The organism is Prauserella marina (assembly GCF_002240355.1).
Classification (GTDB): domain Bacteria; phylum Actinomycetota; class Actinomycetes; order Mycobacteriales; family Pseudonocardiaceae; genus Prauserella_A; species Prauserella_A marina.
Genome location: NZ_CP016353.1, coordinates 6,555,664 through 6,574,697 on the forward strand (window position 1 = coordinate 6,555,664; position 19,034 = coordinate 6,574,697).

19 protein-coding genes are annotated in these 19,034 nt (G+C 66.9%); 12 read left to right on the top strand and 7 right to left on the bottom strand.

The features are described 5' to 3' along the window. The first annotated feature begins 10 nt into the window (after positions 1–10). Together BAY61_RS30450 and BAY61_RS30455 are read left to right on the top strand one after the other, a co-directional pair. Entirely contained in the window at positions 11–2,722 is a 2,712-nt protein-coding gene (locus BAY61_RS30450) for an ATP-binding protein (protein WP_091805671.1), read from the top strand. A 30-nt stretch (positions 2,723–2,752) separates the two neighbouring features. Then, positions 2,753–3,784 (top strand): hypothetical protein, encoded by a 1,032-nt coding sequence (locus BAY61_RS30455; protein WP_091805674.1) that lies wholly within the window; start codon positions 2,753–2,755, stop codon positions 3,782–3,784. Here BAY61_RS30455 and BAY61_RS30460 read toward each other — a convergent pair. After that, positions 3,773–4,222 carry an SPW repeat domain-containing protein gene (locus tag BAY61_RS30460; protein ID WP_091805677.1) on the bottom strand — a complete coding sequence of 150 codons (450 nt, stop codon included), beginning with the start codon at positions 4,220–4,222 and terminating at the stop codon, positions 3,773–3,775. The two genes, BAY61_RS30455 and BAY61_RS30460, sit on opposite strands and share 12 nt — an antisense overlap. 302 nt (positions 4,223–4,524) lie before the next feature. On the opposite strand from BAY61_RS30460, the gene BAY61_RS30465 reads away from it, so the two are divergent. From BAY61_RS30465 to BAY61_RS30495, 7 genes are all read left to right on the top strand, one after another. After that, positions 4,525–5,448, top strand: coding sequence for a trypsin-like serine peptidase (locus tag BAY61_RS30465; RefSeq protein WP_091806532.1), 924 nt, complete (start codon positions 4,525–4,527; stop codon positions 5,446–5,448). A gap of 97 nt (positions 5,449–5,545) precedes the next feature. After that, on the top strand, positions 5,546–6,190 hold the full coding sequence (locus BAY61_RS30470) for a hypothetical protein (RefSeq protein WP_245865582.1): 645 nt from the start codon (positions 5,546–5,548) through the stop codon (positions 6,188–6,190). Positions 6,191–6,268: 78 nt separating this feature from the next. Beyond that, positions 6,269–7,612, top strand: a complete 1,344-nt coding sequence (locus BAY61_RS30475; protein ID WP_091805680.1) for an extracellular solute-binding protein — start codon at positions 6,269–6,271, stop codon at positions 7,610–7,612. Further along, positions 7,609–8,601, top strand: coding sequence for a carbohydrate ABC transporter permease (locus tag BAY61_RS30480; RefSeq protein WP_091805683.1), 993 nt, complete (start codon positions 7,609–7,611; stop codon positions 8,599–8,601). Before BAY61_RS30475 ends, BAY61_RS30480 begins: the two co-directional genes overlap by 4 nt. After that, a complete protein-coding gene (locus tag BAY61_RS30485; protein ID WP_091805686.1) occupies positions 8,598–9,428 on the top strand; it encodes a sugar ABC transporter permease in 831 nt (276 codons plus the stop codon). The genes BAY61_RS30480 and BAY61_RS30485 overlap by 4 nt, the downstream gene beginning before the upstream one ends. A gap of 15 nt (positions 9,429–9,443) precedes the next feature. Further along, positions 9,444–11,012 (top strand): glycoside hydrolase family 13 protein, encoded by a 1,569-nt coding sequence (locus tag BAY61_RS30490; protein WP_091805688.1) that lies wholly within the window; start codon positions 9,444–9,446, stop codon positions 11,010–11,012. Then, positions 11,005–12,054, top strand: coding sequence for a LacI family DNA-binding transcriptional regulator (locus BAY61_RS30495; RefSeq protein WP_091805690.1), 1,050 nt, complete (start codon positions 11,005–11,007; stop codon positions 12,052–12,054). The genes BAY61_RS30490 and BAY61_RS30495 overlap by 8 nt, the downstream gene beginning before the upstream one ends. A 5-nt stretch (positions 12,055–12,059) precedes the next feature. On the opposite strand, the gene BAY61_RS30500 is transcribed toward BAY61_RS30495, so the two are convergent. Together BAY61_RS30500 and BAY61_RS30505 are read right to left on the bottom strand one after the other, a co-directional pair. Then, complete coding sequence (locus BAY61_RS30500) at positions 12,060–12,506, bottom strand: DUF6328 family protein (RefSeq protein ID WP_091805693.1); 447 nt, start codon at positions 12,504–12,506, stop codon at positions 12,060–12,062. Continuing rightward, a complete protein-coding gene (locus tag BAY61_RS30505) occupies positions 12,503–13,393 on the bottom strand; it encodes a DMT family transporter (RefSeq protein ID WP_091806537.1) in 891 nt (296 codons plus the stop codon). The genes BAY61_RS30500 and BAY61_RS30505 overlap by 4 nt, the downstream gene beginning before the upstream one ends. Before the next feature lie 109 nt (positions 13,394–13,502). Here BAY61_RS30505 and BAY61_RS30510 point away from each other — a divergent pair, with 109 nt between their 5' ends. After that, complete coding sequence (locus BAY61_RS30510; RefSeq protein ID WP_091805697.1) at positions 13,503–14,087, top strand: superoxide dismutase family protein; 585 nt, start codon at positions 13,503–13,505, stop codon at positions 14,085–14,087. Positions 14,088–14,107: 20 nt separating this feature from the next. Here the strand turns inward: BAY61_RS30510 and BAY61_RS30515 are convergent, their stop codons facing one another. Further along, positions 14,108–14,500, bottom strand: coding sequence for a winged helix-turn-helix transcriptional regulator (locus BAY61_RS30515; RefSeq protein WP_091805699.1), 393 nt, complete (start codon positions 14,498–14,500; stop codon positions 14,108–14,110). Between the two features lie 78 nt (positions 14,501–14,578). On the opposite strand from BAY61_RS30515, the gene BAY61_RS30520 reads away from it, so the two are divergent. Further along, positions 14,579–16,000, top strand: coding sequence for a DHA2 family efflux MFS transporter permease subunit (locus BAY61_RS30520; RefSeq protein WP_091805702.1), 1,422 nt, complete (start codon positions 14,579–14,581; stop codon positions 15,998–16,000). Between the two features lie 101 nt (positions 16,001–16,101). Here the strand turns inward: BAY61_RS30520 and BAY61_RS30525 are convergent, their stop codons facing one another. Continuing rightward, positions 16,102–16,410 (bottom strand): hypothetical protein, encoded by a 309-nt coding sequence (locus BAY61_RS30525; RefSeq protein WP_091805705.1) that lies wholly within the window; start codon positions 16,408–16,410, stop codon positions 16,102–16,104. Continuing rightward, positions 16,407–16,700, bottom strand: a complete 294-nt coding sequence (locus BAY61_RS30530) for a hypothetical protein (RefSeq protein ID WP_091805707.1) — start codon at positions 16,698–16,700, stop codon at positions 16,407–16,409. Before BAY61_RS30530 ends, BAY61_RS30525 begins: the two co-directional genes overlap by 4 nt. Positions 16,701–16,944: 244 nt before the next feature. Between BAY61_RS30530 and dusB the strand changes: the two genes are divergently transcribed. After that, a complete protein-coding gene (gene dusB / locus BAY61_RS30535) occupies positions 16,945–18,093 on the top strand; it encodes a tRNA dihydrouridine synthase DusB (RefSeq protein WP_091805710.1) in 1,149 nt (382 codons plus the stop codon). Here the strand turns inward: dusB and BAY61_RS30540 are convergent. Beyond that, positions 18,074–19,027, bottom strand: coding sequence for a sigma-70 family RNA polymerase sigma factor (locus tag BAY61_RS30540; RefSeq protein ID WP_091805713.1), 954 nt, complete (start codon positions 19,025–19,027; stop codon positions 18,074–18,076). The two genes, dusB and BAY61_RS30540, sit on opposite strands and share 20 nt — an antisense overlap. Between the last annotated feature and the right edge of the window lie 7 nt (positions 19,028–19,034).

Sequence of the window (19,034 nt, forward strand, 5' to 3'; positions counted from 1 at the left end):
CGCTTGGTTCATGCCGACCGCGACCTCGAAACTTCACGGGAGGGCAGGCGAGCTGAAGGTCATCGATCGTCAGCTCGCCGAAGCCCGCTCAGGCCGTAGCAGCGCCCTTGTCATCAGAGGTGAGACAGGGATCGGAAAATCCACGCTCCTCGCGCACGCCGAACAGGCGGCGGCAGACCTGAGCGTGCTCCGTGGTTCGGGGATCGAATCCGAGACCAACCTTCCGTTCGCCGGATTGCATCTGCTGCTGCGAACGGTTCTCGACCGCGTCGAGGAGCTGCCCGCTCCTCACGCCAAGGCGCTGCACCGCGCTTTCGGCGCCTGCGGAGACGCGGAAGAAAGAGGGGGCGACCGGTTCGCGGTGGGACTCGCCGTGCTGGCGCTGCTCAGAGAACTGACCGAGGCCGCTCCCGTGCTCGTCGTCGTGGACGACGCCCACTGGCTCGACAGGGGATCGGCGGAAGCGCTGCTGTTCGCCGCGCGCAGGCTTCCGGCGCGAGGAGTGACGATGTTGTTCGCGGCCCGGGATCTCTACGCTCCACCGTTTCCCGCGCAGGGGATCGAAGAACTGCGGCTGACCGGACTCGACCCCGCCGCTGCCGGCGAACTGCTCGCCGAATGCGCCGACGACCTTCCTCCCCCGCGACGCGAGGACGTCGTGAGGGAGGCGAGGGGCAACCCGCTCGCGCTGATCGAAATCGCGGCGGCCAACAGGGAAGGCAGACAGGGCAGGCAGTCCACCGAGGTGGCTCCGCACAACCGGGTGCTGCACAGCTTCGCCGAGCGGATCGCCGTACTGCCGGAAACCACGAGGACCATGATTCTGGTCGCCGCCGCCGACGGGACCTGCGACACCGGCACGGTCCTCGCGGCCGGCGCGCTGCTCGGCGCGTCTCTCGACGATTTGCGCGTCGCGGAGGACGCACAGCTGCTGACCTTCACCGACAACTGCCTTGTTTTCCGGCATCCACTCATGCGCACGGCCGCGTACCGAACGGTGCCGATGGCCCACCGGATCCGAGCGCACAAGGCACTCGCCGACGTGCTCGACTCACCCGACGAGGTGGACCGGAAGGCATGGCACCTCGCCGCGGCGAGCACGGGGCACGACGAGGACGTGGCGAAAGCACTGGAGAGCAGCGCGGAGCACGCGAGGGCCCGTGGTGGTTACGCGGCCGTCGCCGCCGCCTACGAGCAGGCCGCCGCGCTGAGCCCGCTTCGCGACGACAGGGGAAGAAGGTTGTCGGCCGCGGCGAGGGCGGCCGCCGACGCGGGCCAGCTCGACCATGCCAGGAACCTTGCCTACCAGGCGACGACCCAGCTCACGGACCCGCTCGAACTCAGCCTCGCCGCGATGATCCACGCGACACTGGCAGAGGACGACAACAATCCGCTCGAAGCGCACTACATCCTTTCGCGCGCGGCGGAAAGGGTGGCGGAGCGGGAACCCGAACTCGCGGGCAGGCTGCTGTTCTGGGCCGCCGGTTCGGCTTCCGTCGGTGACGATCTCCCCGCGGTCGAAAGGACGGCTGAGCTGGCCGAGAAGCTAGGCGTCTCCGGTACGAGCCGGATACGCGCGCTCGCCACCGTCAGCGGCGGAAAGGTCTCCGAGAGCATCCACGCGTTGCGCCAACTGGTGTCAGGGGAAACGCTTTTCACCGACTGCGTTGATCACCCACTCGCTCTGCGGGGCCGCACGACACTCGCGAGCTGGTATTCGCTGCTCGGCGACGACGCCGCCGCGGGCACGCTCGCCATCGAGGTCACGACGGACAGCAGAGCGGGCGCGGCGATGGGCGTGCTGCCGAAGGCACTAGCCGTACTCGCCAAGACCCAGCTCCACCTCGGAAGGCACAAGGACGCGCTGGCGAGCGCGTCCGAAGGCATGCGGATCGCCGACGACATCGGTCAGCAGCAGAGCCGTGCGGCGCTGGCGGGGGTGCTCGCCCACCTCGCCGCGATCGAGGGCAAGGAAGCCGAGGTGGAAAGGCTCACCTCGGAGGCACCGGCACAGGCGGCGATGGCGGCGCGGACCCTGCTCGACCTCGGACTCGGCAGGCACGACGCCGTGATCGACCGCCTCGACCGCCTCGGCGGCGAGTTCGAGGGGTTGCATTCCCTCGCGTTGGTACCCGACCTCGTGGAGGCGGCCGTGAAGGCGAGGCGGCCCGAGCTCGCGAGGCGACAGCTCGACAGGTACGTCACGTGGGCCGAGCAAACCGGCAGGCCGTGGGCGAAGGCCGTCGCGTCGCGTTGCGGGGCACTGCTCGGTGAGGAGCCGTTGTTCGAGGAAGCCGTGCGGCTGCATCTCGCCGAGCAGGGGCGGCCATTCGAACGGGCCCGCACCGAATTGCTCTACGGCGAATGGTTGCGAAGGGCAAGGCGGAAGGAGCAGGCGAGGACCCAGTTGCGCTCCGCGTTGGCGATCTTCGAACGGCTCGGAGCCCTGCCCTGGATCGAGCGGGCCCGCACGGAGCTGCGCGCGGCGGGACGGCCGGCCGATGCGGGACAGCCGGCGACCCGGAGCACCGACCTCGAACGCATGCTGACCCCTCAGGAGCTGCGCATCGCCCGCCTCGCCGCGCAGGGCCTGACCAACCGCGACATCGGGACCAGGATGTATCTCAGTCCGCGCACGGTCGGCTACCACCTGTACAAGACGTATCCGAAGCTGGGCATCAGTTCGCGGGGCGAGCTCGCGAAACTCGGCCTGGCGCGGTGAAGCCGACCGAGTCGTGTAAAACTGCGCAACGTGGAGTACCAACTCACCGCCGAGCTCACGTCGCCGGCAGCCGCCCCCGACCTGGACCCGCTCCAGCAAGTCGGGGTCGCTTCGCTGCTGGACGCACGGCTGAGCAGGCTCGCCAGCATCGAGGGTCCCGACGGGGTCGAGATCACGCCGGTGGAGCATTCCGTCAGCGCCCATCTCGGTGGGGCGAACGTCGGCTGGCTGCTCGACGCGCCCGCGCTCGTGTTCGCGGAGGACGCGACTCGCGCCGTGCTGACGCAGCTCCTTGAGGAGACGGAGTTGCTCGCGGGCTGGGAGGTCAAGCACTGCGCGGTGACCGCGACGGACGACCAGCTCGAAAGCGCGCTCGCCGCCGAGGAGGAGCCTGCCGACGAGGAGGCCGACCGGGCTACCGGGCTCAGCCCCGAGGAGCTGGCTCAGCGCAGGGAGAGCCTGCTCGAAGCGGCGACCCACCTCAAGGCTTTCGATCTCGCCGCGTTCGGGCACATCGACGACACCGAGGTCACGGCGGAAGAGGCCGCCTACGTCGCCGGTGCGCTGATGCACGGCATCGAAATGCTGACCGACGAGCTGTTCGGCGACATCCAGATGCTCGAAGACGAGGACGCGACCGCCGACGAGGTCGAGGCGCTGTGGGTTCTCGACGAGCTGCCACAGCAGTACTCCGACCAGTACACGACGCTGTTCGCGAAGCAGTTCCTCGTCGCGACGTCGATTCTCGGGCACAGGCTCACCCAGGACGAATGGGTTCCCCCGCTCTCGGTGGCGGAGGCACTCGCGCTGCACATCGCCAAGTCGAGGGCCGAGATCGAACTCGACCTCGCCGACGTGATGGACGAGGAGCAGATCGCGAGCATCTTCGCCACGTTCGACGAGCACGCGTTCGAGAACGACGAGCACGAAACGCTCTACGAGCTGGACGACGAGGCGCCTGCCGTCGAGGAATGGTTCCGGCCGCACGCCCACCTCACGGACGCGAAGACCCTGCACCCCTACCTTTCCGACGAGGAGTCGGTGATCAGCTCAGCCGACTGAGCGAGCTTTCGCGCGCTGCCGGTAGGTCAGCAAGGCGCCGGCCACACCGAGCACCAGCAGGGCCGCACCGATGACGACGTCATTGGCTAATGCGGCCCCCGGCTGGCGTGCTCCGGTGTGGTCGAGCGCGAAGGCGCCGACGACGAGCCAGGCGCCGAGCGCCGCGTTGACGAGACTGAGCCACGGCAGATCGTCGGGCGCGACCATCCTCGCCAGCGCGATAGCTCCGACGATCAGTGCGACCACGACGTCGTTGACGTCGACGGCCGACGAGAACCCCGCGAATCCGTAGTCCAGCGCGAACGGCGCGAACCCCAGCCATACCGCACACAAGAACATGAGCGAACTCGGAAGACCGGACGTCATTCGCCCTTCGGTCGCGGGGCCGTTCCAGTAGTGGTTGACGGGAACCGGTGTTCGTTCTGCGCGACTCAACATCTCGCACTCCTTGCTGTTCGCTTCACCGCATCCCGAGTATGCGCTCGCGGGATGGCGCACCGCCGCAATCAATACGTTTTCCTGACGCTTGCCTTGGCAGAGTCGGAAAATTTCCGACAATGCTGGATCCCGTCTTTAGTCTTACGCCCCGCGAGTGATGCGCGGCGGTCGGCGGCTTCGCCATATCCGAAGGCCCGGTGGAATTCAAGACTGCCACGCGCGACTTCTCCCGCATAGCGTCGATTGGCATCACCGTCAACCCCTGCTCGGTGATTTTCACACCATCGGGAGAGATCACTGCCATGAGACGACCTCTCGCACGATTACTCATCGCCGGCCTCGGCCTGCTCGGCGGCACCGCGACAGCGGTGGCACCCGCGACGGCCGCGACCACCCCATCGGCTCTCTCTACAGGAGAGAGCGTCGTCGAGCACATCGCGGCGACCACCGAAGCAGCACAGGACAGAGTCGCGGCGTACTGGACGGCGGAACGCATGGCTGCCGCGATCCCCGCCGACGCGACTCTCGCCGACGACGGCACGCGAGTCACCTCGCTGCCGCTGCCCGACGTCCGGCTCGCCGCGGTCCCCGAAACACCGCAACCCCGCCTCGGCAAGGTTTTCTTCACTCTCGCCGGCTCCAACTACGTCTGCTCGGGGACCGCGACCAGCAGCACCAACGGGGACGTCGTGACGACGGCGGGACATTGCCTCAACGAGGGGCCCGGCGCGTTCGCGACCAACTTCGCGTTCGTTCCCGCCTACGACAACGGTTCACGCCCCTACGGCACGTGGACGGCCGAATCGCTCTACACCACGTCGGCCTGGGCCAACTCCGGCGACTTCAACTACGACGTCGGATTCGCCGTGCTCAACGAGAACGCGAGCGGGCAGAGCCTGACCGACGTCGTCGGCTCCTATCCGATCGCGTTCAACCTCGCGAGGGGTCTGAACTACACGTCGTACGGCTATCCGGCAGGACCACCCTTCGACGGCGAGGAACTGTACTCGTGCTCGGGTACAGCCAGGCCGGACACCTTCGGCGGTTCCGACGACCAGGGCCTCACCTGTGACATGACCGGAGGATCCTCGGGAGGAGGCTGGCTGACCGGCGGCAACATCAACTCGGTCAACAGCTTCAAGTACACGGTCGACCCGACGACGATGTACGGGCCGTACTTCGGTTCCACCATCCAGTCGGTCTACAACGCCGCTGCTGCCGCGTAAATGTCCGAATGAGCCGAGGGCTTTCCCTTGACCGGCGGAATCGGCCAAGGGAAAGCCCTCCAGAAACGAATTCCATCGCTCGCGGTTGAATGGCCGGGTGATCGAGCACACACCGCATCGTCCTCTGTGCCCCAAGGTCATTCTTGAGGGGACGAGGCTCACGAAGAAAACCGAACTCGCCTTCGCGCTCAACGAACATCCTCGTTTCGTCGGTCCCCGCAAGTACCGGTATCACTCGCCGATCATCTCCGCGGAATGGAGCGGACTGACCAACGAGGCATGGGGTCCAAGTCTGATCGATTTCCCTTCCGTACACGAGGGAAAAGCGATGGAGACCTACGCGACCTGGGCGCGTCTTTTCGAACTGCACCGCTACTACTCGTGGATCGTCGACAGGTTCCACCTTTCCACGCAGGTGTACCAGGCGAGGCGGGCCAAGCACATCGATTTCCGCTGGCTCGAAAGCCGGTTGAGACCACTGGGGTTCGCGGTTGTCTTCTGCCACAGGGAGCCGACCAGCTTCCGGCAGGCGAGAGAGGAACGGCTCACGGTGTCGGGCAACCCGGCGCAGTACGACGACCTCTCGGTGTTCGTCAGGGAGCAGGAGGACCTGCTCGGCGCCGCGATCCGCGGCGGACTGCCGGTACTGGAACTCGACGTGACCGACCGCGGCGTCGAGGAGTTGGCCGACACCGTCGTCGATTGGTACGAGCGGCAGAACCTGCTGAAACTCGATTGCTGAAAGTTTCTGCAAGTACTTGCAAGAGTTGCGCACTCCTCGCTAACGTGTGCCGTCATCCCGGTCTCAACGAGGAGCGCCATGACGAAAGGACCTGGCCGCGACCCGGTGTCGCGGCAACCGAAGAACAGAAGGAACAGGGCCATCGCGGCCCTCGCCGTCGCCGCCTGCACCATCGCCGCGGGCTGCGGGTCGGGCACCACCGACCAGAGCGGCGCCGCCGAACTCGCGGCGAACGATCCGCAATCGGTCTCCGGCACGATCACCTGGTGGGACACCTCTGACGCGACCAACGAAGCCCCCGCGTTCAAGGACCTCGTAGCCAAGTTCGAGCAGAAGTACCCGAACATCGAGGTCAACTATGTGAACAAGCCGTTCGACGGAGCCGACGACAAGTTCCGCACCGCGGCACAGAACGGCGATGGCGCACCCGACGTCATGCGCGCCGACGTCGGCTGGACCTCGACGTTCGCCGCACTCGGCTACCTGCAACCGCTCGACGGCACGCCTGCGCTCAGCGGCGAGGACGACTACCTGCCGACCCCCATGGGAAGCACGAAGTACCAGGGCAAGACCTACGGCGTTCCCGAGGTCACGGACACGCTCGCGTTGCTGTACAACAAGGAACTTTTCGAGAAGGCAGGCATCGAAGGGCCGCCGAAAGACTGGGCGGAACTGGAAGCCGCAGCAAAGAAGATCGAAGCCGAGGTCCCCGGCACGACCGGCGTCTTCCTCAACGCCGACGCCTACTTCCTGCTGCCCTTCGTGTACGGGCAGGGCGCCGACTACGTCGACACGGACACGAAGTCGGTCACGATCGACAGCCCGCAGGTCGCCTCCGCGATCGAAACCGTGCGCGAGCTGACCTCGGAAGGGACCGGCGCCACGGACACGAGTTCCAACAAGTACACGAACATGCTCAACAGCTTCAAGAGCGGAACGACGGCCATGATGCTCAACGGTCCGTGGGCGGTGTCCGACATCCTCACCGGCAGCGCATACGCCGACCCCGGCAATCTCGGGGTTGCCTCCGTCCCTTCCGGACCACAGGGTCAGGGCGGCCCCGTCGGCGGACACAACCTCGTCGTGTACGCGGGCTCACCGAATCTCGCGGCCTCCTACCTTTTCGTCGAGTTCATGAGCCTTCCGGAAAACCAGGCGTACGTCACGAGCAGGAACGACACTCTTCCCACCCGCAAGTCGGCCTACGAATTGCCCGAGGTGAAAAGCAACCCCGTCGTCGCGGCGTTCGAGAAACCGCTCGACGGCGCGGTTCCCCGGCCGGAGGCACCCGGCGCCGGAGACCTCTACGACATCTTCACGCCGTTCTACGAGCAGATACTCGGCGACCAAGTGTCCATTGAGGATGGACTTGTCGCCGCGCAAAGCAAGGCGAAGGGCGCCGTCCCCGGATTCGAGTCATGACGACAACCGCCGTTCGCCCTGACAACGGGGTGGCCGCTCCCCAGCGGCCACCCCGGCGCAAGGTTCGAGGACTGCTCGCGAAGCATTGGTACGCCTGGCTCATGATCGCGCCAGTCGTCCTCGTGATCTCGGTACTCGTTCTCTACCCGCTCGCGCGCGGCATCTATCTCTCGCTGACCAACGCGACCGAAATGAACGTGGGCCGCACGATCGGCGCCAACGAGATACCGGCGACCTACGACCTCATCGGACTCGACAACTACCTCGACGTCCTCTCCGGTGCCGACGGCGCGTTCTATCCACGGCTACTGTGGACGATCCAGTGGACCGTCATCTGCGTGACCCTGCACTTCACACTGGGGCTCGGACTCGCGATGCTGCTCAACCGCGCCATGAGGTTGCGGACGCTCTACCGGATGCTGCTGATCCTGCCGTGGGCCGTTCCCCCGTTCGTCGCGGCGTTCGGCTGGCGGCTGATCCTCAACGACCAGGGCGGCGTACTCAACGCCGTACTCGGCGCCGTCGGTATCTCCGGTGTGGACTGGCTCGGTCAACCGCTCGCGGCGAAGGTCTCCGTGATCATGGTCAACGTGTGGCTCGGCGTGCCGTTCATGATGGTCGCGCTGCTCGGCGGTCTGCAAACCATCCCGAAGGAACTCTACGAAGCGGCCGAAATGGACGGTGCGACGCCGTGGCAGCGGTTCCGCGCCGTGACCATGCCGGGGCTGCGCCCCGTTTCGGGAACGGTCGTGCTGCTCGGCACGATCTGGACCTTCAACCAGTTCCCTGTCATCGCGCTGCTCACCGGCGGCGGGCCTGGCGGGTCGACGAACATCCTTGTCACCGAAGCCTACGAGCGGGCGTTCCAGGGAATCAGGGACTACGCGGGCGCCGCGACCTACGGTGCCGTCATCGCGTCGATGCTCGTGGTGTTCGCCTTCTTCTACCAGCGCTGGCTGCGACGCCAGTCCGCGGAGGTACTGACATGAGCGCGAATCGCGGCAAACTGTCCTCGACCGCGCTGCACACCACGCTGGTCGCCGCGTGCGTCATCGCCGTGTTCCCCGTCGCGTGGGTCGCGCTCACCTCGCTCAAGACCGAAAGGGACACCTGGGCGAGACCGGACGAGCTCGGCACCATCGGGCTCGGCAACTACGGCCAGGTACTCGCGGACACGCAGTTCACGACCTGGTTCCTGAATTCACTCATCGTGGCGACCGGCACCACCGTCTTCGGCGTGCTCATCGCCGCGACGGCCGGATACGCGGCGTCGCGGATGCGGTTTCCCGGACACCGGCCGCTGATGTGGACGTTCCTCGTCACCCAGATGTTTCCCGCCGCCGTCCTCATCGTCCCGCTCTACAACGTCCTTTCCGGACTCGGGCTGCTCAATTCCTACGGCGGCCTCATCCTCGCCGGATCCACGATCGCGGTGCCCTACTGCGCGTGGATGCTCAAGGGCTATTTCGACACCATCCCCGTCTCGATCGACGAAGCGGGCCGTATCGACGGACTGAGTCCCTTCGGCACGTTCTGGCGGCTCATCGTCCCGCTCGCGAAACCCGGCATCTCGGTGACGATCTTCTACTCGTTCATCACCGCGTGGGGCGAAGTCGCCTTCGCGGGCGTGTTCATGCAGAGCGAGGACCGCTACACGCTTCCCGTCGGCATGGCCACGTTCGTCAGCGACTTCAAGGCCGAATGGGGCCTGCTGACAGCGGGATCCGTGCTGGTCATGCTGCCCGCGGCCGCCGTCTTCTTCCTCGTCCAACGTCATCTCGTCGCCGGTCTCACCGCCGGTGGCGTCAAGAGCTGAACCGAAAGGATCTCCATGGGCAAGAACTGGTGGCGGTCGGCCGTGATCTATCAGGTCTACGTTCGCAGTTTCGCCGACTCGAACGGTGACGGCTACGGCGACCTCCCCGGCGTACGCGACCGGCTCGGTTACCTCGCCGACCTCGGTGTCGACGCGCTGTGGCTGACACCGTTCTACGCCTCACCCATGGCCGACGGCGGTTACGACGTCGCCGACTACCGCGAGGTCGATCCGCTCTTCGGCAAGCTGGCCGACGCGGAGGCGTTGATCGACGACGCCCACCGGCACGGCCTGCGCGTGATCGTCGACCTCGTCCCCAACCACACGTCGTCGGCTCATCCGTGGTTCGCCGAAGCACTCGCCGCGGCGCCCGATTCGCCCGAGCGGGCAAGATACGTGTTCCGGGAAGGCAAAGACGGAGGGCCGCCCAACGACTGGGAGTCGCTTTTCGGTGGCCCCGCGTGGACGCGACTGCCGGACGGCCAGTGGTATTTGCACCTTTTCGACGCGGCACAACCCGACCTCAACTGGGAACACCCCGACGTGCACGCCGAGTTCGAGAGCATCCTCCGGTTCTGGCTCGATCGCGGCGTCGACGGGATCCGGATCGATGTCGCGCACGGACTCGTCAAGGCGGCAGGGCTTCCCGACGTCCTGCACACCGGTCAAGCCGGTCTGCTCGGCAGCGCCGCGCTGCCCTACTTCGACCAGGACGGGGTGCACGACATCTACCGGGAGTGGCGCAAGATCCTCGACTCCTACGAAGGCGACCGCATCGCCGTCGCCGAAGCATGGGTCCCCAACGCGCAGCGGCTCGCGCTGTATCTCCGGCAGGACGAACTGCACCAGGCATTCAACTTCCACTACGCCAACGCGGAATGGTCGGCCGAGCAGTTCCGCACGGTCATCTACGACTCGCTCGCCGCCGTCGCCGACGTGGGGGCACCGAGCACCTGGGTTCTGTCCAATCACGACATCGAGCGGCACGTCACCCGTTACGGCGGAGGAGAAACCGGACTACGGCGAGCACGAGCGGCCGCGCTGCTCACACTCGCGCTGCCGGGATCTGCCTACGTGTATCAGGGTGAGGAGCTTGGGCTGGCCGAGGTCACCGACCTGCCCGAGGAGGTACTGGCCGACCCGATGTGGGAACGGTCGGGGCACACGGAACGCGGGCGGGACGGCTGCCGCGTGCCGTTGCCGTGGTCGGGCAAGGAACCGTCGTTCGGGTTCGGCGGCCCTGCCTGGCTTCCTCAGCCAAGCGAGTGGGCAGCGCTGAGTGTCCAGGCGCAAACCGGCGACCCCGATTCGACCTTGTCGCTCTACCGCAACGCTTTGCGGTTGCGGCGCGACCTTCCGGAAGGCCAGCCACGCTGGTTCGACGCGGGCTCCGACGTTCTCGCCTTTCACCGTGACCCCGGCTTCGCCTGCACGGTGAACTTCGGTTCTTCACCGGTCTCGCTGCCGAGACAAGGGCGGATACTGTTGAGCAGTATCCCCGAGCACGAGCTCGAACAGACCGACGAGACCGTCCTCCTCCCGCCGGACAGCGCGGTGTGGTGGACCGGAGACAGCGATGCCTGAGAAGCCCATTGACGCCGTGCGGCTCGCCGACATCGCCGAGCGGGCGAAGGTCAGCGAAGCCACCGTGAGCCGCGTGCTCAACGGCAAGCAGGGGGTGGCGGCGACCACCCGGCAGGCGGTGCTCACGGCCATGGACCAGCTCGGCTTCGAACGGCCGATGCGGACGCGCCAGCGCAGCGCCGGGCTCATCGGCTTGCTCATTCCCGAACTGGACAACCCGATCTTCCCCGCGTTCGCGCAGGTCATCGACCGTACGCTCGCGATGCGCGGGTACACGTCGGTGTTGTGCACGCAGTCACCAGGCGGCGCGAGCGAGGACGAATACATCGAGGCACTTACCGAGCGGGGGGTCGCGGGCGTCATCTTCGTTTCCGGCTCGCACGCCGACACGACGGCCGACCACGACAGGTACGCGAGGCTCATCGCGGCGGGTATCCCTGTTGTGTTCGTCAACGGCTACGCGCCGGGCATCACGGCTCCGTTCTTCTCGGACGACGACGGCACCGCCGTGCAGTTGGCGATCGCTCACCTGCGAGAACTGGGTCACGAGCGCATCGGGCTCGCCGTCGGCCCTCAACGGTTCGTACCCGCACAGCGCAAAGCAGCCGAGTTCCGGTCGCTCATGACGCCGGTGCTCGGCAGTCCCGACGACGCCGACAAGCTCATCGTGCACTCGTTGTTCTCGGTCGAGGGCGGACATTCCGCGGGGTGGTTCCTGCTCGAACAGGGCTGCACGGCCGTGGTGTGCGGGAGCGACCTGATGGCGCTCGGAGCGATCAGGGTCGCGCGCAAGCGCGGACTCGCGGTACCGAGGGATTTCTCCGTCGTCGGCTACGACGATTCGCCGCTCATCGCCTTCACCGACCCTCCGCTGACCACCATCCAGCAGCAGGTTTCGGCGATGGGGACGGCCGCGGTACGCACGTTGCTCGACGAGATCGCAGGCGTGGCCGTGCCGACGGGGGAGTACCTCTTCCAGCCCGAGCTCGTCGTCAGAGGCTCGACCGCCGCGGTAGCCGAACGACCAGAATCATCCACATAGGACTGTCAAAGCTTGCGTGGCACGTAGAACCACAGCACGCCGAAGAGCAGCCCGACGCACGCCCCGACGATGATCATCAAAACGGTTCCGTAGATGACGTTGGCGATCAGGGCGACGGTGAGCGTGACCGCGATCGAAAGACACACCAGACCGGCGATGACCGACCGGTTGCCGACCCGCAGTATTTCCTCGCGCCTGCCCGCGCGGAACAGGACCCTGTGCCACGCGGCAGGCGCGGTCAGCAGCGCGGTCGCCGAAGCCGCGAACAGCACGGTGATCAGGTGCAGCGTCTTCTCGAACCCGTTCGCGTCCCGGAAGGGGCCGGTGAAGGCGACGGCGAGCAGGAAACCGAACAGGATCTGCACGCCTGCCTGCGCGACCCGCAGTTCGCCGAGCAGCTCGTTGACATTGCGGGTGAGCTGCTGGTCGCGTGACTCACCCTGCTGATTCACGGCACGACCTCCACGCGTCGGGGTTCCACCACCACCGGCTTCCTGCGGCGTTCGTGCCAGCCCAGCGCCGTCACAGAGACGACGACGATGACGAGGCCGAGCCACTGGGTCACCGACAACGTCTCATTCAACACCGAAACACCGATGACGGCGGCGGTAGCCGGAAAGGCGAGTTCGGCGAGCGTCGCCCTTGCGGCGGGGGTCGCGCTCAGTCCCACGTAGTAGAGGCTCAACGCGAGCAGCCCCGGCACGAACGCCAGCAACGCGAGTCCGATCCCGTTGTCCAAGCCCACCGTGAACGAATTCCCCTGTACCGCGCAGATGATCGCGGCGAACGGCAGGCCGATGGAGAACCTGAGGACGGTGAGGTCCCGCCACGGGAGTTCGGCCGAAACGAGCCTGCCGAGCACGGTCCCCGCTGCCCACAGCGCGGCGGCGCCGAGCGCGAGCAAAGCGGCCCGCAACGCTGTGACCTGCACGTCGAGCGGATCGGAGAAGGCCAGCAGCCAGGCTCCCAGCAGCGCGGGCACCGCGAAGAGCAGGAACCCTCTCCTCGTGCGCTCACCGAGCACGATCCACGCGGCGAGCACGGCGAACAGGGGCTGGAACTTCTGGAGCACGAGCGGCGTGATCGGGTCGCCGACCTGGAAGGCCGCCGTGAACAGGGCGGTGGCCAGCGCCGAGGAGCCACCACCAATGACGAGTACGGCAAGCCATTCTTTCGGGCCACATCGGGCGAGTGCCCTCACCGCCGAAGGCAGCAGGGGCAGCAGGACCACCGCGACGAGGAGGTGTTCCCAGAACACCACGGTTCCAGCCTGCAATTCGCCCGCGAGTGGAAGGCGGAGCAGCCCGTCCGTTCCCCACAGTGCAGCGGCGATCGCCACCAGCCACGTCCGGTCGGCTTTGCCCGCCCCACCAGTGTTTGTCACGCGTTCAGGCTACGAAAATCCGTTCCACTTGCCACGTGCGTCCAGATTGGTTTATGGACGATGCATGAAACGTCACACGCTTGCCTTCCTGTTCGCCACGGCCATCGTCCTTCCCGGTTCGGCGCTCGCGGGGGCCGGTAGCGCCGAGGCCGCGGTCGGGCCGTTCGCCGGCGCGAGAGGGACGTTCGGTCCGTACAGCGAAGGCAGGGTGGCGACGACGTACGATCCGTCGCTCGTGCCTGCCGGTGCGACGGGAAGGGTCTACTCGATGTCCGGCAAGTACACCGGCACCTTCACCACGCTCAGCGTGAGCGGGTTGCGGCCCGAACGCCAGTACGGCGCACACGTGCACGAGAAGCCCTGCGGTGCGAGCGGTGGCGACGCCGGTCCGCACTTCCAGAACGTCGCCGATCCGGCCGCGGACGGCGGCGCGTCGACCGACCCGGCCTACGCCAACGCCGACAACGAGATCTGGCTCGACTTCACGACGAGCGAGCGCGGCTCCGCGCTCGCGTCCTCGCACGTCAAATGGGCTTTCGGCGAACGAAAGCCCGCGTCGGTCGTCATCCACGAGCACAGCACGTCGACCGAACACGGCCACGCCGGCGACGCCGGAGCAAGGCTGGCGTGCGTCAACGTCGACTTCTGATTCGCTTTTCGCGGCGGTGATCAGGCGGTGTTGACGGCGGCGTCGGCGTCGTAGTCCTTTCTCGCCGCCGCGATGGCCGAACGATGCCGTTCGGCCCAATCGGTCAGCGCCGACAGCGTCGCGTGCAGTTCCCTCGCCATGTCGGTGAGGGTGTACTCGACCTTCGGCGGCACCGTCGGGTAGACGGTGCGGTGCAGCAGGCCGTCACGTTCGAGCCTGCGCAAGGTCAGGGTGAGCATCCGCCTGCTGATGCCGCTGACCGCCCGCTCCAGTTCGGTGAACCGGATCGGTCCGTGCGCGGCCGCCACGATGATGCCGATGCTCCACTTCCCCGAGACGTGATCGAGCACCTCGACGAGCGGGCATGCTTCCTCGATGGCCTGGACGGTCACATCCGTGTGCCTCTGGGACATCAAAGTGCCTCCTTCCGCGTCCTCGAATAGTCACACAAGATGGGCTCTGTTACAAAACTTCACCCAAGGAGCCTGTCGATGTCCCATGCGCGCTGGCCAGCGCTCGCCGTCCTGTGCGCGGGTGCGCTGATGGCGATCGTCGACGAGACGATCGTCGCGGTCTCACTTCCCGTCATCCAGTACGACCTGGGCTTCTCCCGGTCAGGATTGGCATGGGTGACGGGCTCGTACCTGATCGCGTTCGCCGGACTGCTGCTGTTGAGCGGACGACTCGGCGACCTCGCCGGAAGGCGAAGGGTCTTCCTTGCCGGGCTCGCCACGTTCACCGTCGCCTCCGCGCTCTGCGCGCTGGCCTGGAACGCGCCCACCCTCGTCGCCGCGCGGTTCGTCCAGGGCATCGGCGCCGCCGCGATGACGGCCGTCATCCTCGGCATGATCGTCACGCTGTTCCCCGCGCCGAAGGAGCGCGCCAAGGCCATCGGGGCGTTCAGCTTCGTGCAGGCCTCCGGCGGTTCGATCGGCACGCTCGCGGGCGGACTCATCACCGAGGCGGTGAGCTGGCACTGGATCTTCCTCGTCAACGTCCCCATCGGCGCGGTGGCCTTCGTGCTCGCGACCCGGCTGCTGGCGAAGGACACCGGTACCGGAGTCGTGCGCGGCGCGGACGTTCCGGGGGCCGCGCTCGTCACGGCGGCGCTGATGACCGCGATCTACACCGTCATCAGGGTCGAGGTGCACGGCTGGGCCTCGGCGCACACCCTGGGATTCGGCGCGCTGGCATTGGCACTGCTCGCCGCGTTCGTGATCAGGCAAACACGCGCGAGCAACCCGTTGCTACCACTGCGTATTCTGCGCTCGGTCAAGCTCAGTAGCGGCAACATCGCCATGTTCCTGCTGGTCTTCTCGATGTTCGGGTTCATGTTCGTCACCGTGCTCTACCTGCGGGAAGTGCTCGGCTACAGCGCACGGGACACCGGGTTCGCGATGCTGCCCGTCGCCGTCATGATCGGACTCGTTTCGCTCGGCGTATCGGCGAGGGTCAACACCAGATTCGGCGAATGGCCGGTACTGCTCGTCGGCGTCACGTCGATGTTCGCGGGGTTCGTGCTGTTCAGCGTTGCCCCATCGGACGCGTCGTTCGCCGCGCACGTGCTGCCACCGCAACTGCTGCTCGGGTTCGGCTCGGGGCTGTCCATCCCGGCACTCATGTCGCTGGGAATGTCCGGGGTCGGCGAGCGGGAAGCGGGCCTCGCCTCAGGTTTGTTCAGCACGGTGCAGCAGATGGGCGCCGCGCTGGGGCTTTCCGTACTCGCGGTCGTCGCGGCGACCCGGACCGAAGGGCTGCTCGCCGAAGGGCGGGAGCGCGCCGAATCGCTGCTATCCGGGTTCCACCTCGCCTACCTGGTCAGTGCGGGTGTCTCGGTGGTGACGCTGGTCTTCGTCGCCGTCGTGTTGCGGCCTTCGCGGACCATGCGAGCGCGGGCCGCGGTCAGCGTCTGATTCGTAGCCAGGACCCCGGCACTGTCCGGTGGGGTTGGTCAGGTTCGCACGCTCGAAGGCGCGACTCGCGTGCCTGGGCGCGGATCTCGGCGGCCCCACCGCTACGGGTGGGGCCCGATCGTCACAACGGTGATCCGGCCGTCGCCAGGCCCGTAGATCCACCAGATGCGCCACGCCGAAGGTGTCTTGTTCTCCACATAGGACTCCCACAGCGTCGCACCATCCGGTCCGGGAATGGACTGGTAATCATGCGAATGCAAGCCGGGATGCCTCGGCCCCGCCTGCTCCAGCAGGCGGAGCGCCTTGCGCACCTTCTTCAGTTTGGCCGCGTATTGCTGTTTCGAGCGCAGGTCTTCGATGACCTTCTCTGCTTCACGCGTGTACAGCAGCGCGAACGGCGGTGCACTCACGCGTCTTCGGCATCCTCGTCAGCCGCGGTGACCCAATCCAGCGACCGCGCATTGCCTTCCGCGGCGTCGGCGAGCCCACGAAACAGCGACGCTCGCAGCTCGGCGTTTTCCCAGACCGGCAATTCCCGCTTCGGAATGCTCACCAGCGGCGTGAGCAGGATGGCACCGTCGGCATTGACCGACACGGTGTATCGGTCGTTCTTGTGTGCCCCGGCCTTGCTGATCGCAACCCGGGCGCGTTCGTCCGCCGTCACCTCGGCAACGGGCCGGAAATCTTCGAGTGCCGTCACGCCGCCTCCCTTCACGACTGAACCCAGATAGACCCAGACTACCCACGAGTGGGTAAGTGGGCAATACCCATGACACCTCCGACACCCCAGCCTTTCGTGGATCTGCCGAGGGTTGCTTCGTGGATCTGCCGCAGGTGTCGTCGTGGATCTGCCGAGTCTCGACAGGTCCGGCCACGGCCCCCGGACCTGCTTCGGACGGCACCAAGTCACGCCCCGGGGCGAGTGCGTCGCGACACAGGTGACAATGGAGAACGTGACCGCCACATTGTCGACACCCGCGTTGAAGATCGGCCCCTACGAGGTCGATCCGCCGGTCGTGCTCGCGCCGATGGCAGGCATCACCAACGTCGCGTTCCGCAGGCTCTGCCAGGAGTACGGCGCCGGCATCTACGTCTGCGAGATGATCACCGCTCGCGCGGTCGTCGAACGCCACCCGGGCACCATGCACATGATGACCTTCGGTGCCGACGAGAAGCCGAGGTCGATGCAGCTCTACGGGGTCGACCCGAAGACGATGCGCGAAGCGGTCAAGATCATCGTCGGCGAGGGCCTCGCCGACCACATCGACCAGAACTACGGCTGTCCCGTCGCGAAGGTCACCCGCAAGGGCGGCGGCGCCGCGCTGCCGTACAAGCGCACCCTGTTCGGCAACATCGTGCGAGCGTCCGTCGAGGCTGCCGAACCCTCGGGGGTGCCGGTGACCGTGAAGTTCCGGGTCGGCATCGACGACGAGCACCACACCTACCTCGACGCGGGCCGCATCGCCGAAGCGGAGGGCGCCGCCGCCGTCTCACTGCACGCGCGGACCGCGGCCCAGCGGTACTCGGGCCAGGCCGACTGGTCGCGGATCGCGATGCTCAAAGAGGCCGTCACCAGCATTCCCGTGCTCGGCAACGGCGACATCTTCTCCGCGGCCGACGCGTTGAGGATGGTCTCGGAAACCGGCTGCGATGGTGTCGTCGTCGGCAGGGGCTGCCTCGGCAGGCCGTGGTTGTTCGGCGAGTTGGAGGCCGCCTTCCAGGGAAGGCCCGCCCCGAAGGAGCCCAACCTCGGGGAAGTCGCGGCCGTCCTGCGCAGGCACGCCGAACTACTCGTCGACCATGACGGGCCCGGCAAGGCCATGCGCGACCTGCGCAAACACATGGCCTGGTACTTCATGGGCTTTCCGGTCGGCTCCGAGCTGCGGCGCGGCTTCGCCATGGTGTCGTCGATGGCCGAGCTCGACGATCTGATCGCCCAGCTCGACAAGGACGAACCGTTTCCAACCGACGCGCTCGGTCCCCGAGGGCGCCAGGGTTCGCCTGGCAAAGTCACGCTGCCCCACGGGTGGCTCGACGACCCCAACGACCCGTGTGTCCCGGAGGGCGCCGACGTCATGCACTCCGGCGGGTAGCCAGACTGGTCGGCAACCCGAAGAGCCGGAACAGCCTGCTCGCTTCGAGGTAGCTCGTCGTGGCGCCGATCCGGCCACCGTCCGGTTCGAGCAGCAGCAACGCGAACGGCTTTCCATCGCGGTACTGCCCGAAGGCGGGCAAACCGTTCGCCGAGGTCGGCACCAATCGGTCACCTTCACACGGCGAGTCAGGGGTGAGCAGCACCGTGCGAACGTCCGCCTTGCCGCGCAGCCACCACGCGAACGGCGGCATCGACATGACCACGTCGTCGGCCAGCAACGCCGTCATGGTTTCGACGTCGTGTCGCTCGAATGCCTTGACGTAGCGGTCGAGCAGCACCTGGTCGTCCGCATCGAGCGAACCGGCCCGGAAACCGCGAGGCTCGGCATCACGGTGTTCGGCGAGCGTCGCCCTCGCGCGTTGGAGCGCGCTGTTCACGGAGGCGACGCTGGTCTTGAGCAGCGCGGCCACCTCGGCAGCCCGCCAATGCAGCACCTCGCGGAGCACGAGCACGGCCCTTTGCCTTGCGGGAAGGAGCTGGAGCGCCGCGATGAAGGCCAGCCGGACCGACTCGCGCTGGACGACCAGCTCGGCGGGGTCACCAGCCAGTACGCGGTCCGTCGGGACGGGGTGCACCCAGTACTGCTCCGGAAGCGGAGCGCCGAGTGGATCACCCGGCCGTGCGCTCGCGGCAAGCTCCATGGCGCCAGCCCTCCGCTGGGCACCGCGCAGCAGGTCGAAACAGACATTGGTCGCGATCGCGTACAGCCACGTCCGCGCCGAACCCTTGTCTGGATCGAATCGGTCGTAGGCGCGCCAGGCGCGCATTAGTGTCTCCTGTACCGCATCCTCGGCCTCGAACCCCGAGCCGAGCATGCGATAGCAAAAGGCGGTGAGCTCCACGCGATGTCGCTCGAACAGGGATTCCGACATCAGCACA

Coding starts and splice junctions, on each gene's coding strand:
- BAY61_RS30450 (WP_091805671.1), top strand. CDS start 11: ATGCCGACCGCGACCTCGAAACTTCACGGGAGGGCAGGCGAGCTGAAG.
- BAY61_RS30460 (WP_091805677.1), bottom strand. CDS start 4,222: ATGTTGAGTCGCGCAGAACGAACACCGGTTCCCGTCAACCACTACTGG.
- BAY61_RS30465 (WP_091806532.1), top strand. CDS start 4,525: ATGAGACGACCTCTCGCACGATTACTCATCGCCGGCCTCGGCCTGCTC.
- BAY61_RS30475 (WP_091805680.1), top strand. CDS start 6,269: ATGACGAAAGGACCTGGCCGCGACCCGGTGTCGCGGCAACCGAAGAAC.
- BAY61_RS30480 (WP_091805683.1), top strand. CDS start 7,609: ATGACGACAACCGCCGTTCGCCCTGACAACGGGGTGGCCGCTCCCCAG.
- BAY61_RS30485 (WP_091805686.1), top strand. CDS start 8,598: ATGAGCGCGAATCGCGGCAAACTGTCCTCGACCGCGCTGCACACCACG.
- BAY61_RS30490 (WP_091805688.1), top strand. CDS start 9,444: ATGGGCAAGAACTGGTGGCGGTCGGCCGTGATCTATCAGGTCTACGTT.
- BAY61_RS30495 (WP_091805690.1), top strand. CDS start 11,005: ATGCCTGAGAAGCCCATTGACGCCGTGCGGCTCGCCGACATCGCCGAG.
- BAY61_RS30510 (WP_091805697.1), top strand. CDS start 13,503: ATGAAACGTCACACGCTTGCCTTCCTGTTCGCCACGGCCATCGTCCTT.
- BAY61_RS30515 (WP_091805699.1), bottom strand. CDS start 14,500: ATGTCCCAGAGGCACACGGATGTGACCGTCCAGGCCATCGAGGAAGCA.
- BAY61_RS30520 (WP_091805702.1), top strand. CDS start 14,579: ATGTCCCATGCGCGCTGGCCAGCGCTCGCCGTCCTGTGCGCGGGTGCG.
- dusB (WP_091805710.1), top strand. CDS start 16,945: ATGGAGAACGTGACCGCCACATTGTCGACACCCGCGTTGAAGATCGGC.
- BAY61_RS30540 (WP_091805713.1), bottom strand. CDS start 19,027: ATGTCGGAATCCCTGTTCGAGCGACATCGCGTGGAGCTCACCGCCTTT.